Here is a 14847-nt window from a genome sequence, read left to right on the forward strand (position 1 = left end):
CAATGCCGCACATTAGCGGATATACTCTCCACCTGGATACAATGTAACCGAATATGCTCTTTTACTTTGTGGTGCCGTCCTTCCAGATGACGGCACTGAAAGATCAACTTGTTCACTCGCATAAACATAAGCAGAACTTTGATCATATACAATAATTTGATTTTCCCCTGTCCCAACCAAATCACCAAAGACAACATAGCCATCTTGAGGAAAGGTTGTTACGACATTGTTGTAACCATCATAGATTGTTGGGTAGACATTCCCCCCTCTTCGGTAGGCTAATATGTAATCCAACTCATTGTTCCCCCAGTTACTTAGTGTATCAATAACGGTAAGCCATCCTGCTGTTTTTCTGTTTTCCTTCCACACTTCATTACCATTCGCATCTAACAAAAAGATGCTGTCTCTACCATCCGCATGACTTGTTCCACGTATAATTCTGTCTAACCCAGCAATTTGTAAGCCAGTTAAATCCTCTCGAAAGTTACCTAAACAAATATGCTGTGACTCAATCGATCCGTCATATCTCCATATTTCGCTCCCTTGCCAATCATATAACACCGTTACACTTCCACCTATGACAATTTGTGGCTCTTTAGCTTCTAGTTGTACTTTTCCGATCCAAATACAATCTGCATGTTCGTCTAGGCCTTGACAGGACCATAATAATTGACCATCCGCACTCAGAAAATCGTACCCTGCCATTATTTCATCTTTCCCATCACCATTAAAATCGAACACCCATGGAAAATGACCTATATTACCTTTATGTGTCCATAGTAATTCCCATTCCTTGTTCATTACCCACATTTGCTCATATCGGTCTTTTAAAATAATATCTTGAGGGAAGATATTGCCTGATACATTAGCAATGACAATGCAGTCATGTGCATGCTTATTAGGTAAAGCGAATTTCTTTTTCACTTCACCTGTTTTACCATTTATAATATAAAAGAACTTATCCATTACACAAAGTACTTCATTATTACCATCACCGTCGATATCATAAATCTGAACTGGATAATCACTACCTGGCCCACCCGGCTGCTCACTTGGCGTGCCTAGCTGCCAGAGTAATTCACCATCCAAATTGAATGCTGTCATCGCTTCAACTTGATGTGGTTCATATCGATCATCAATCCCACCGTTGGGTTGTACCATTAGTAGATCTATCCTACCATCCCCAGTCAAATCACCAAGAAACATCTTACAGTTTTCTCCAGACTTTCTGAGGTCTAGTTGCTTTACGAGAATCGGTTCTACATAATTTGTTGATATCTTCATCCTTTAGACACCCCTTGTTTTAAGCTTCTGTTTCTTGCAATTGACTTTGCCTTATCTCTAATCTACGGAACGTACGATACGTAATATACATAATGACTAAACTTGTCAAACTAGCTCCTAAGAAAAAGATAAATACAGGTAGGTGAAAGTATAAATAATATAATGTTAAACAAGCGGCAATTAAATATAACGTTCTAATGGGCGAATAAATAGCTAACAGCATCGCATTTTTAAAATAGGTGAACAATTTATTCTCATAATGAACATACATAGGGAAGATATAAATGACCGTAATCCCATAAACAATCAATGCAATGATTAACAACACTTTACTTACTTGTTGTAACCACAAGCTATCTAGCTGTAAAAATTGAAAGTTGATATATAGCATATAACCTATCAATAATAGGATCAGACTTAAACCATTGGCACGAACAAATTCCTTTTTATATGTTTGCCAAAACACTTGAAATGTCTTAATCCCATCATTCCCCATCGACCATTTTCTAAAGACCGTAAACATAGCAACCGTACTTGGCCCTATCCCAAAAATGATGCATCCTAAAAATGTAAAACAAATCCAAAGGAAATTAACATATAATAATAGAAAAATCGTTTCACCAAAATAATAAAATTTACTAAGAAAGCCGTCACCTAGCATTACTACCCACCACTTTCTATAACTATTTTTTAATGGCATGTTTAACGGTTAAATTAGCGTAAGCTGCAACCATTGGCGCCATCTGTCTAAACCCAATTTTCCCATCAGCTAATACTGCCCCATAGCTAGTTCCAGTATCCATCCAATCTAAAATGGGTAAATCATTAATGAAAAATTGCACATATTCTTCATATTTAACTAACTTTAGATGATAGGGTGATATAGCATCACTGGCAGGAGGCAGCGGGTCTGCTGCCTGTGTCACCAAGTGAAATCCATGACTTTTTCTCAAATTACAGGTGCGGAATGCACGTTCATCAGGATGTTTATGTCGGAAATAAGATAAATGTAGAGCATTAATTGCACCAGAATGATATTCAGGATAATAGCCCGTTCGCTGTGGCAATGACGGATTAAATAAGTCTTCTCCCTTTCTACCTTTAGCAGCAAAGAAGAACATACATAATCCTGGTTCGTTCAACGGGTAAAAATCCCACTCTATCATTACTCTATCCGGTATATCTACCGGGCACCAGAGCAGCCAATGTGCATGGTCACCATGTTGCTCTGGGTCCAACTTATTCTCTAGCAACAATTTATCCTCCCATGTTTTAGTGTTCACTTCTCCCTCTCTAACCCAATCTTTAACCGCATCTTCACCAGTTAACTTATTTTCATATATCATATCGCCTGCTTCAAAAGTTACTTTACTCATTCACGAAACCTCCTACATCATTCTTATCCTTTTACAGATCCTAACATAACGCCTTTAGCAAAATGCTTTTGTAAAAATGGATAGAATAATAATATTGGTACTGTTGCAACGACAATAACAGCTAATTTAATCGATTCTTCTGGTGGTTCATGCAACTGTGCTTCCTGCAAATCACCGAGTCCCATATTCGCAACCATTACTAATTGCTGTAACAACAATTGAATAGGCCATTTCGTCGTATCTGTTAAATAAAGTAGTGCTTGGAAAAAATCATTCCAATAGAATACAGCGTAAAACAATGTAAACGTTGCGATAACTGGTTTAGATAAAGGAAGCATGACACGCCAAAAGGTTTGGAACTCTGTACACCCATCCATTTTTGATGCATCCTCCAACTCTTTCGGAAGCTCTTGAAAGAAAGTCTTCACAATAATCAAATTAAATGGATTAATCGCAACTGGTAAGATTAAAGCCCAGATGGAATCAAGTAATCCTAAGTTTTTGACAAGTAAATAAGTTGGAATCATTCCTCCACCGAACAACATCGAAAACAAGACAAGGTTTAAAATCAAATTACGTCCTACCATTGTTTTTCTTGATAGTGGGTATGCCATTGTCAATGTTAATAGCATACTAACGGTTGTACCTAATACGGTAATCAGCACTGAAACACCTAAACTTCGTATTACTGCATTTGTCGAAAAAATATAATCATATGCTGCCGTTGTAAATTCATACGGTATGATAAAAAAAGATCTCGTAGCAAGCTCTGACTCTGTCGCAAATGAACCAGCGATAATATATAAAAATGGCACAACGGTAATTAAGGCAACAATTGCTAAAAATATATGGTTGAATACATCAAATACTCTACCTGGACCAGTATTATGCATGCGGTGCATAAATTATCCCTCCTCGTTTATCACATTAGAATAATCCACCTTGCCCTAGTTTCTTCGCTAAACGATCTGCACCAACAATAAGTACTATACCTACTATCGATTTAAACAATCCGACTGCCGTACTGTAACTAAATGCTCCTTCCGTAATACCGACAAAATAGACGTACGTATCGAATACATCTGCCACACTACGATTGAGCGAATTGGACATTAAATAGATTTGCTGGAAGCCTGTATCAAGAAAGTTCCCTAATCTTAAGATTAATAAAATAACAATCGTACTACGTATCGCAGGTAAAGTTACATGCCACAACCTCCGAAAACGTCCGGCCCCATCAACAATAGCAGCCTCATATTGCTCTTGGTCTACACTTGCTAGTGCTGCAAGGAAGATAACCGTCCCCCAACCTGTTTCTTTCCAAATAATCTGCCCCATTATCATCGGTCGAAACCATTCAGGACTTGATAGGAAATTAATCTCAGTACCAATAATTTTTGCTAAGATATCGTTGACTACCCCACCACTCGTCGTTAAGAATACGTAACTAATACTCGCAATAATTACCCATGACATAAAATGTGGGACGTAAACAAATGTTTGAAGCGCTCGCTTGTATATGCTAATTCTAATCTCATTCAAAAGCAGCGCTAAAATAATCGGAGCAGGAAAGAAAAAAATCAAATCATATAAGGCTAAAATAAACGTATTTCGTAATAAACGTAGAAAATCGGGATTACTAAAGAAATATTGAAAATGTTCAAATCCAACCCAATTACTCTCAAGCACTCCTAAAAAAGGTGAATAATCTTGAAAAGCAATTATAATCCCCCACATTGGAACATACTTAAAGATGATAAAAAAGAGCAATCCTGGGAGTAACATTAAATACAACCATTTTTCTTTCATCATTTGGTTCCATTTACTTTTCTTCTTATTATTTTCCTTTAGTTCCACTTCATTACTTTGTACGTGTTCCATCTAATCCCCCCCTTAGGACACATTTAGTTACTTCAACTAAAACAGCAGATGTTTAGTTACATATTTTAGTTGAAGCAAGGATGAGACATTTTACAAAAAGGAAGAGGGGAAACACATACGGTTTCCCAATCTTCCATGGAAATGATATCTCAGCCTTGAGCATTATTCTTGTGCTTCTTGGTGCAACTGATTAATTTCTTCCAGGTATTCTTCCCCACCTGAACTCCGCCAAAGTTCCACCGCTTCCTCAAGTCCACTTTCATCAATTTGGCCGACAATGTACTGTATACGGGCATCTTCTATGATTGTATCTAGCTGCTGACCACGTCTCGCATAAACATCTGAGATATATGCTTCAGCAGGATTTGGTACAACAATTTCTTCATTTTCGACCATTAACTGATTCTCTAATTCTCGCAAAGGATCACCAGCTGGAGATAAACTTTTCGCTTCAGGGATATACATAAGCAATTGATTTAATCCATCCAATTCAGATAACAATCCAGGATTATCATCTGTAAAGTTAACTAGCTCGCCATCCTCTACATCATAATGCTCACCTTCAATACCGTTCTCAGCTAATATTTGTGCTTCTTCATCATTTAACTTATCAAGAAAATCTAATACTTCTTTTAATTCATCTTCATCTTTTACAGATGTTTTAGAAATCGCAAGCATACCATTGTAACCAGTTGTTGGTAAATTAAGTAGCCCATATGGTCCTTCGACTGCTTTGATAACTGTAATCGGCTCCTCATTATCAGGGTCAGCTTCGATAATCTTATCTTGAATACGGTGTCCTTCATCAAGTACGTTAACTTGAACACCGGCCTCTCCAGCAATAACAGGGTCAGACCATTGTGCCGTATCCATTACTGCAAAATCTTCATTTACTAAACCTTCATCATATAATTTTTTAAAGAAATTCAATGCATCCAAATAGTTATCATCTAAGAAAGATGGATATAATTCGCCATTTTCATCTTCTCCCCAACCATTTGGCACACCAAACCACGTTTGCATAACATCCCATGGTCCTTCATATTTAGATACAACGATCCCATACGTATCATCTGCTCCGCTACCATTTGGATCATCTTCTTTAAATGCTTTTAACATATCGTAAAATTCGTCAATAGTCGTTGGTTCTTCTAATCCTAGATTCTCTAACCAATCTTTACGGATAATCACACCATTTCGCCCTAAATCACGCGAACGGTAAATACCATAGACTTCTCCATTAATCGAACTATTATTTAAAATAATTTCATTTGCCTGACTAAGATTTGGGTAATCATCTAGATACGGACCTAATTCCCAAAAAGCGCCATCTTCTACCGCACTAATAAAACTAGGTGTTCTACCTGGTATCATCATGACATGTGGTAAATCCCCTGAAGATAACGTAATATTGAATCGGTCATCTAAATTACTATTAGGTGCCCACTCAATATTGAGATCTTTATTTGTGTAATCTTCTAATGCTTGCCAAACAGGACTGTCTTTCGTTGGTGGATCTGTTGTAAATGTTGGTGCAAAAACACGTAATGACATTCGCTCTCCATCACTTGAATCTCCTTCCGTTTCACCTACATCTTCATTACTTGCCGAATCATTATTGTTGCTACATGCTGCTAGAATCATTGCCGTTAATAAAAATAGTGCCATCAAATAGAACCGAAAACTTTTCCTTTTCATTTTGCCCCTCCTTCATATTCACTATCAAATTAACTACATTTCTGACACGTAACAACTACATCTGTGCCATTGAACTAAATATAAAACGCTTACATTTTTATCGCAATATTCAATTTTTGTCACCGAATAATCATCTGTTATGAATCCCATCAACTCACTATTTCAGGTGATTTAATTAATACTTTTTTTCCTCTTAACACTTTTTTGCAACCCTTGACTAGGCGGATAATCTTGCAATAATTCCAGACATACGATCATATTCAATGCCCATTGCGAAATAGTGTTAGTCGTCACCCAAGGTATTTCTTTTAACGCTTTCCAGCTGGTAACTGTTTGCTCTTTAATTGGTAATGGCGTGAAACTATAGGAATCATCAAGGAGTAATTCCCACGTTTTTTCTGCTAATGTTCTGTCCCTTCTTTTATTCGCTGCATAAGCAACCATTGCTGCTGAAAACATCGGCCAAGAAAATAGTCCATCATGAAGTTTGCCATTCGTTTTTTTCTGTTTTTCTTCGTTTGTCAGTACGTAATACGCACCAAATTCTGCTATCATTTCTTTCCATTCTTGATCATCTAAGAGATCGGCTAGCTCCATCCAAACTTGAGGCGCTCCAAATGCAATAATCATATGGTAGCCACCATGGTTCCCATCTCCCATATGGTGTAAGCGAGACGTTTTCGGATCATAACCATAAGTTGGACCTGATAATAATCGGTATGGCATCTGTTTTAAATCTTCTATTCCTGCCTGTATTTTTGTTAAATATTGGACATCCTCTGTCCGTTCCCATTCACATAACCAATTGGAGCTAAAACTAGCCCAATCTGGCCCTACTCTTGTATGTGTTGGATACTGATCATTTGGATAAAATTCTCGCATCGGATCTAAACGTACCGTTGCTTCATCCACATCTTTCACATCCGTTAATAATTCTCCTGTTCGTTCATCTGCCGTTAAATAGTAATACCATTTGTGCAAGCTTGCCATACTGATACGCGCTTCCTTACATCCACACCCCCAATGGATGACATTATGTCGAGAACCTAACCCTTCATATTCACCTAAATGATACACATCTACTTCACTCGTGTGCCTTGTCATTGCTTCAGCCATGGTAAATACGTCTCGATCACCGGTTCTGAAAAACATGTACCATAACCAAATATTCGGAGCCAGCTCTGTGTTCTGCCATGCATAGCCACCTACATCATAACGCCATTGATGTCGAACCTCATCATACGTATGCATCACATCACCATAGTGCCAAAACCCATACCATTTGCGCTGTTCTATTTCCTGTTGATAAAACGTGAAGGCTTTTTGTAATTGTTCTTCGACAAATGAAGCAAATCCTGTTGTATGGTCTGGTAAACTCCAAAGACCAGCCGCTTTTGTCTCATAATAATATGCTGGATCACAGATTAAACGCAGCGCATTTTGCCAATCATTTGCTTTTTCGTGTAGTTCTTCTGTAGATGGTGTCTCCCCGTAAAAAGACAAAAACAGTTCATTCGTATTCGCAATACCAACTGGTGTTGCTCTCATTTCAGGAAATCCCTCATACGCACTCATAACGTGTGTATCATTACTATAATGTCTTAAATCCATCGCTTCAGCATCTGGTGACCAAAGCCAAATAGTGAGCGTTGATTTCTCCTTATTCAAATCATTTACTTCTAATGAACTCGGAAACTTTTGCCAAAAATTTTTCTGGCCAATTGCGATACCACCTGTTATTCCGCCTGCATATAACAATCCATTAGAGCGCTCACCATGTAATACTTCTATCCAAGCATTATCTCGCTCTCGCCTTTTAACTATTTTGTAATGATCAGCACTATCTTGTACTAATTTAACATGATTCCATGTTGCATTGTCTTCAACATGTTTCTTTAACGTTGGCTGTGTATCCAAATCTACAATCTCATGGTGGATTTGTTTTGCATACATTCCGTTCGCATTATGATACCTTCTCGTTAGTAGCAATTGCCCCGGCTCACTATACACACCTTGCTCACCTGCTAATTGAACATGTCGATTCCATGCCTCACCCGTAAAACTTGTAGCTACTTTCCAGCCAACACCTTTTATAAAAAACTGATTCGGATCGTTATCATGAATAAGCGTATGAACGACTTTCACCTCAGCTAAATCAGCATACATATACACTCTAACGATAAATGGTAGAAAACGCGCACCTTCCTTCGTATAATGAGCACCTTCTACTTTCACGACAGTACGGATAGGTCCTTTATTTTCTATTTCCACTTGTTCTATCTTCCCAGTTGCTTTTGTTTGTTGAATAGTAGTTACCTCTTCTCCGTCTTTTCGTTCTTCAATAATTGTTTCTAAACGTGATTGATATGTTTGACTTTTTTGTTGTACAGTAAGTATTGCTTCTCCTTGCTTTGCAATCGCACAAGTGATCCTGTCATTGCTAAGCTCTATATGGGAGCCTGATTCATAAATGTCTAAGTCAGTTTGTTGTGTGCTTGATGGTTGTTCTGTAGAAAGGGTTAAGTGCTCTTCTTGATATAAATTTGCCGAATGTGCTGTCCATTTCACACTGCCATCTGGCCAATAAGCAAGTGGCCACGTCTGCAAAGGGATAAACTTTTGCTCTCGACTAACAAGTGATAGGACTTGATTTTTGTTCAGCTTACCTTTTGGCCACGGGACACCCCATGTAATATTTGTTTTGTCTGACAGCTGATTACTTAACCAATTGAGCTTTACTTTCATGTTATCTATCTCCTTTTTCAATCTAAAAATGTTACAACATAAAGCGAAACTTATTAGGGAGTTAGCGCCCTTTTATTCCCCACTTGGCTTCTTTGTGTTAACTCGAATTTTGAAGCGAGCTATTACGGACTCATGCACCGTGATAAACAATCAAGTTAAAAATCCGAACATGACTTTTACTTAGCATTGCTTGACTATGTTGTGTCAACTTGTTCGGATCCGTCGTTCTATTATTCAATTAAATGGTACAGCCTACTCTAGAATTAGCTGGAGTTCTCTAGCTATTATTTTAGCAATCTCATTGGCACCTTTTTCCGTAAAATGCGTGTAATCATCTACATTCGCAGAAATCATATAGTAATTGGTAGCTTCATCAATGCCAACTGCTGTTAAATGAGCAATCGAATGCCTCATTAAATCAATCACTATACAATCCTCTTCTTCTCCGACTTCTTTCATTGCATTACAATAATCACCGAAGTCAGCTAAAAATTCTCCTGACACATAATGTAAACGTGCAACAGGTGTCAATAGTATAGGTGTAGCTTGATTAGCTCTAGCAACTGCAAGATATTGTTTTAAATAGCCCTTATAATCTTGATAAGCTTCCGTATATCTTTCTGGTTTTTCCTTTGTCGAATCATTATGCCCCATTTGGATAAGCAGATAATCTCCCTCTTGCAATTCTTTCTCTATTTCTATTAGTCTACCCTCTTCAATAAATGTTCTGGAGCTCCTACCACCTATCGCATGATTGTACACCTCGCAATCATCTAAATAATTTCCGAGAAATTGTCCCCATCCAGCCTGTGGTGCTTGATCTTTCTCATAATGTTGACAGGTTGAATCACTAGCTAAAAATAGTCTTGGCATTTTATCCACCCTTTACTTTTAATTTTCTCTTTTGTACCATACATATTTTTACTGGCCCAATTAAACCAGACGGTAACAACTGTTTATCCATCGTATTAGCACTATTATTGGTAACACGAATAATGATCGTGTTCTTTCCTTGTCTTAACGAAGCGCTAGTAAATCTCACTTGATAAGGGGCCCACATTTTTAATTTGGATTCGCTTTCGTTAAGTGAAACTTCTGCTATTTGATGAACTTCCCCTAGATCAATAGTTACTTCCTCCACATCTTTTCCTTGATAATCAAAGGTGAACACATAACTAATCGTTCCGGAAAAGTATTGTAATGATTGAACTTCACTCCAATCATAAAGCTCCTCTTCCTTCCAATAGAGCGACCCGTCATCGACCGGCTGTAATACAGGGATGGTTTCCTCTACTTTCACCTCTTGTATGTTACCTTCTGCCTCTATCTCTGTACCTTTAGGTTGGCACACCCATATAATAGATTCACGATATGGTAACGTCAGCAAATATTCTCCTGTTTCATTTTGCACGACAGGTTTACGAGATCCTGTCCACGGATTCCATTCCTCTAGTTGACATTCGTCCATAATAGATACATTTGTTTGGCAAGACTCTTCTCCTTCATTCGTGAATAAATAAAAAAACGTATTCTCTTTTTTCACTTTAGAGACACGAATATTTTTCTGTTCATTCGAAAACCGTATAGAACGATGAAGTGAAAATTGTGCTGCTATAGCATTATGATTAGTAGGTGATAAATAAATAGCATCAAGCTCCTTTATCGAAGGTTGATTCGTTGTTATCACATATACTTTCCCACCATTTTCAATAAACAATGATAATTGCTCTTTCACTCTCTCATCAAATTGAGTTATATCTAACTCATCGATTACAACTATTTGATATGATTGTTGTCCTACTCGCAAACTATTCCCTAATATATGGACATTACCTTCGACAAATAGTGCTTCGTGGACATAATTAAATTCCAACTGATGCTCATAAAAATATTGAGCCATCTTCCATGGTAATTGATTGTTTAGCGCAATAACGGCTACGTCGGCTTGATTAACACTATTTGTCATTAACCAGCTCAATCTTTTGATATAGGTGCTAAAATAATGATAATAAGGCCACCATACGTTATGTGGTCCAACATCTGGCGGACGTTCATGACTCCTTTCTTTTCCATCAATAGAATAATAGAATGCATGAGGGCAGAATAAATTCACTCCTCTAACTGCCAACCAATCCGTATACCATTTCATGTCTGCAGCAGATAAATTCCATGTATTATCCACACCACATACACCTAAATACTCATTAATATTACGACGTCTACCGTAATGTCTAGCCGCATCTGCTCCACATTTGCCTGCGGTAGAATGCTCACCTGTAATACCTTTATTATCTTCAGGCGCTACCCATCGCCAAACAACATCTTGGCCAGGTAAAGTAAAAGGCTTTAACAAGCCAATATCATCACTTTTCGCTGGGTGACCTGTTAGATAAAGATTATTCTCTTCACACCATTTGGCAATCGGATGATAGTAAGCCTCCAACATCTGCTGATTAACTGCCTCTTCATATAGCTGGCGAATCATCAATGTCTTTTCACCAATATCGATAAATAAACCTAGTAAGTCCTCTTCTTCAAGACCTGCTTGATATAATGCTTGCTCAAAATGATTAGTCCAAGCTATTCCTCCAGGTTTAGCATTTCTGCCGATTATATCTGGCTCATCGGTAAACATAGCGAAGACTGTATTACCAAAAAACTTGCCAATCACTTCTCGATATCGTTCATGTGTAAGCTCGATAAATGTTTGGACTGCATCCGGATTCAGTAAATCTGCTGAACGCGGAGCATCTTTCTCCCCATCATCTTGACCTGTATGAATGCCACGAATGGTACCATATGTGTATTTTTCGACTAGCATGATTAAACGACAGTTTTCCATCGTATCATCATTTGTTTGTGCTAGTTGTTCTTTTGAGATTTTTACTACTTGTTCGTCATATGAGAGTTCTGTTATCTTTAATGGAAGGATTCTATTGATCTTTCCTTCACCTTCTTCTACTATATAAATAGCTACTAGTCGATCATCCGTTTCCAATCTCATCTGTACATCTTCATCTAACCGGCTACATTCCGTATGATATAGCGCTCTACTAGCATACTGTTTATTTTTTGCTACTACTTTTCCATTTGCTGCACCTGATGGGTACATTGCTTCATCATACAAAATAACGCGCATACCTCGATTAGCAGCTTCTTCTACCGCAAATCGAACATACTCCATAAATGGTTCCGATAAATAGGATGTCTCCTTTGGAATTCCCATTCTTGGATGTAAGACAAATCCTTCAACACCTTGCTCTTGAAAGGAAGCTATTTGTTCTTTTAACTTCATCTTATCAAGATTATCATTCCAAAACCAAAACGGTATTGGGGAAAATTCCGAACCTGGATTAATAAATTGTTGAAATACATCACCCATGATTGATTCCTCCTATGAACTATGTTTCGTTTTACGATATTGACTTGGAGGCACACCTACATGCTTTTTAAAAATACGATTAAAATAGCTATGCCTGTAACCTACTTCCTCTGAAATTTCATTAATCTTCTTATTTGTTTGTAACAATAATTCTTTTGCTTTATCAATTCGAATCGTCGTTAAGTAGTCAATAAAATTCACACCATGAAACTTTTTAAATGCTTTACTTAATGTATATGGCGTAACATCTACATATTCAGCACAACTCTCAAGCGATATATCCTCCATATAGTATTGGTCGATATATTGTACAACTTGATCAACAAATACTTTCATCTCCATATTCATATGATCTTCTAAATACATAATATACGGCTCAATTACTTGAGAAATTAGCCATTTTATTACCCATTCAGGCTCACGCAATTGTGAAAGCTCCGCATACATATTCCTACCTTTGTATAATACAACTGGATCGACACCTGAAAGTAACACTTCATGCTGAATCGTACTATACAGCTGCATCATTCCTGATTGAACACTTACCTCTTTCGTACTACTGGCTAAAAGTTGATCAAAAAAATCTCTAAGTAATTGTTCAGACTCACTTATTTTCCCTCTCCTTAGACTTTGAACGATTTCCTTCTCTGTTTCAAACGGATAAAATGTTCGAATGCCGTTCACTTCACTCTCCGCTTCATGCAACATAAGAATTTGATTTTGATTGTGAAAATCTCTATATCTCCTTGCTCTAGCTATTTCTTCAAACAAAGCATATATATCCTTTATTCTAGGTGTTGTTGAACTGATTGTAACGGTAACATAGCTCGCTAATACTTGATTAATAGCTACCGTAATGTCTTCTGCTAATTGACGCAGAAGATGAGATAAATCATCTAATTTATTCGGCACAATTAAGAAAATAGTTGCTGTTAAGTCATATTGATTAAGTACCGTATGTTGGTCGACATATTTCTTCGCCAAATCATCTGCAATATTAGCCATCGCAAAAGCCTTTAAACTATCATCTTGGTACGCTCTTTCATTGTCATCACTTCCCGTGATTTGCACATCTAACAAAACAAATGAGTGATTATCTATTTTCCAGCGATAACTTTCCATTCTTTTCTTCAATGCACCCTCATCAAAATCATATAAAAAACCTTTCGTTAATTGGATTAAAAAATTTTGCCTAATCTGTGGTAATTGATAGGTCATTCTTTTTTCCAATTGCTTACTCTCTGTTGTTAATGAATCAATGCGATCACGAATCTGCTTAAACTCATCTTTTTTCATTTTTGACGATTCATTGTTTTCTGTAAAACTACTCGTTAGTTTACGAACGGGTGTATATAACCGGTTAGAAGCAAACATCGTAAGTAAAAAAGCAAGACCAAATACTGTTAAACTGGCGATTAAAATTACTTTTGATATCGTAATAATTGGTGAAGTAATAGCTGATATAGGGGCTGCTGAAATATATGTCCATGTTGATCCTACGCGATTTAATGTACCATACGAAACAGAATACGTTTTATTGTCCCAATCCATTTGAAAGGCACGCTCTGCATTTTCTTGATTGGTAAATTTGGATAGTAATTGGTGACTAAATGAATTTTCTGCTGTTCTTTCTGTAGTAAGAATTAACTCATTTGCTTCATTTACTAGTAGCGTAACACCATTGCTGTACGGTGTTAATGTTTCTAAAGCACTAACCAAACTAGAGCGGTCAAGCTCTACAATAATTGCACCAAATGGATTATTAATAACACCCGGAATTTGATGCGTTAATACGAGGTTTTTAGTGTAGTCTGTATGAAGAAAAAAATGCTCACCTTGTTCCCATGACATGTTGTTAGAGTGATCTACCAACATATGATAAGCATGTTGTTCATCTTCATTGTCGATATAATGTATGTAAGGTGTAAAAAGTGCTGGACCATTCTCCGATTCAATATACAAATCAACACCTTTGATTAATGGCTGACTGCCTTCCAGAATCATCAGCTTCTGTATAATCTCTCGTGTCTTTTGAAATTCATAAATAAAATCTGTTGTAATCAGTTGATGGTTGAACGACGGATCAAACGCCCAGTGTGTGAGTGATTCTTCTAAGTGATTAAACTGTGCATCAATATTATCTGCCCGCTCTTCAATCTCCTCTACATGCACTTTACGCAATTCTTTTTCCGTTGAACTTAGACCAAACGTATAAATGGCAATACCTGATATAATTCCTGGAATAGCAGTAATAAATAGAATCAATAAAAAACTTTTCCGAAAATAATTGCTCTGCCAACGATAATATAACCAATTACGCACCTTTTCGACTGTATCACTGATTTTCATCTCTATTCACCTCACCGCTTTATCATACCACAATTGTAAGCGATTGCACAATTAGGTGAGGGAATCATTTAATCACCTCCTTAACGGAATGTAATCCTACTATATAGCCATATTGCCTTGCTCGCAATCATA

The 14847-nt window shown here is 37.2% G+C and carries 10 protein-coding genes; all 10 read right to left on the minus strand.

Going from position 1 to position 14847, the window contains the following annotated elements; genetic code table 11:
* Positions 1–12: 12 nt before the first annotated feature.
* Complete coding sequence (locus tag SH601_RS15820) at positions 13–1284, minus strand: hypothetical protein (RefSeq protein ID WP_319959302.1); 1272 nt, start codon at positions 1282–1284, stop codon at positions 13–15.
* Positions 1285–1303: 19 nt separating this feature from the next.
* Positions 1304–1945 carry a YesL family protein gene (locus SH601_RS15825; RefSeq protein ID WP_319959303.1) on the minus strand — a complete coding sequence of 214 codons (642 nt, stop codon included), beginning with the start codon at positions 1943–1945 and terminating at the stop codon, positions 1304–1306.
* Between the two features lie 22 nt (positions 1946–1967).
* The gene (locus SH601_RS15830) at positions 1968–2660 is read right to left on the minus strand and encodes a DUF1961 family protein (protein WP_319959304.1); all 693 of its coding nucleotides are present in this window, start codon (positions 2658–2660) and stop codon (positions 1968–1970) included.
* A 23-nt stretch (positions 2661–2683) separates the two neighbouring features.
* Positions 2684–3562: a carbohydrate ABC transporter permease gene (locus SH601_RS15835; protein WP_319959306.1), complete on the minus strand. Its 879-nt coding sequence runs from the start codon at positions 3560–3562 to the stop codon at positions 2684–2686.
* Between the two features lie 25 nt (positions 3563–3587).
* Entirely contained in the window at positions 3588–4541 is a 954-nt protein-coding gene (locus SH601_RS15840) for an ABC transporter permease (RefSeq protein WP_319959307.1), read from the minus strand.
* A 162-nt stretch (positions 4542–4703) separates the two neighbouring features.
* Entirely contained in the window at positions 4704–6239 is a 1536-nt protein-coding gene (locus SH601_RS15845; RefSeq protein WP_319959308.1) for an extracellular solute-binding protein, read from the minus strand.
* Positions 6240–6410: 171 nt separating this feature from the next.
* Positions 6411–8984 (minus strand): exo-rhamnogalacturonan lyase family protein, encoded by a 2574-nt coding sequence (locus SH601_RS15850; protein WP_319959309.1) that lies wholly within the window; start codon positions 8982–8984, stop codon positions 6411–6413.
* A gap of 252 nt (positions 8985–9236) precedes the next feature.
* Positions 9237–9857: a rhamnogalacturonan acetylesterase gene (locus SH601_RS15855; RefSeq protein WP_319959310.1), complete on the minus strand. Its 621-nt coding sequence runs from the start codon at positions 9855–9857 to the stop codon at positions 9237–9239.
* A 1-nt stretch (position 9858) separates the two neighbouring features.
* Positions 9859–12366 (minus strand): glycosylhydrolase-like jelly roll fold domain-containing protein, encoded by a 2508-nt coding sequence (locus tag SH601_RS15860; RefSeq protein ID WP_319959311.1) that lies wholly within the window; start codon positions 12364–12366, stop codon positions 9859–9861.
* 12 nt (positions 12367–12378) lie between these two features.
* Positions 12379–14715 (minus strand): AraC family transcriptional regulator, encoded by a 2337-nt coding sequence (locus tag SH601_RS15865; protein WP_319959312.1) that lies wholly within the window; start codon positions 14713–14715, stop codon positions 12379–12381.
* Positions 14716–14847: the final 132 nt, after the last annotated feature.

Origin of the sequence: Gracilibacillus pellucidus, from assembly GCF_033949965.1 — a bacterium.
Classification (GTDB): domain Bacteria; phylum Bacillota; class Bacilli; order Bacillales; family Amphibacillaceae; genus Gracilibacillus; species Gracilibacillus pellucidus.

Bases quoted from the DNA above. Each gene is read 5' to 3' on its own strand.
- SH601_RS15855 (WP_319959310.1), bottom strand. From the start codon at position 9,857: ATGCCAAGACTATTTTTAGCTAGTGATTCAACCTGTCAACATTATGAG.
- SH601_RS15860 (WP_319959311.1), bottom strand. From the start codon at position 12,366: ATGGGTGATGTATTTCAACAATTTATTAATCCAGGTTCGGAATTTTCC.
- SH601_RS15820 (WP_319959302.1), bottom strand. From the start codon at position 1,284: ATGAAGATATCAACAAATTATGTAGAACCGATTCTCGTAAAGCAACTA.
- SH601_RS15825 (WP_319959303.1), bottom strand. From the start codon at position 1,945: ATGCTAGGTGACGGCTTTCTTAGTAAATTTTATTATTTTGGTGAAACG.
- SH601_RS15850 (WP_319959309.1), bottom strand. From the start codon at position 8,984: ATGAAAGTAAAGCTCAATTGGTTAAGTAATCAGCTGTCAGACAAAACA.
- SH601_RS15835 (WP_319959306.1), bottom strand. From the start codon at position 3,562: ATGCACCGCATGCATAATACTGGTCCAGGTAGAGTATTTGATGTATTC.
- SH601_RS15840 (WP_319959307.1), bottom strand. From the start codon at position 4,541: ATGGAACACGTACAAAGTAATGAAGTGGAACTAAAGGAAAATAATAAG.
- SH601_RS15845 (WP_319959308.1), bottom strand. From the start codon at position 6,239: ATGAAAAGGAAAAGTTTTCGGTTCTATTTGATGGCACTATTTTTATTA.
- SH601_RS15865 (WP_319959312.1), bottom strand. From the start codon at position 14,715: ATGAAAATCAGTGATACAGTCGAAAAGGTGCGTAATTGGTTATATTAT.
- SH601_RS15830 (WP_319959304.1), bottom strand. From the start codon at position 2,660: ATGAGTAAAGTAACTTTTGAAGCAGGCGATATGATATATGAAAATAAG.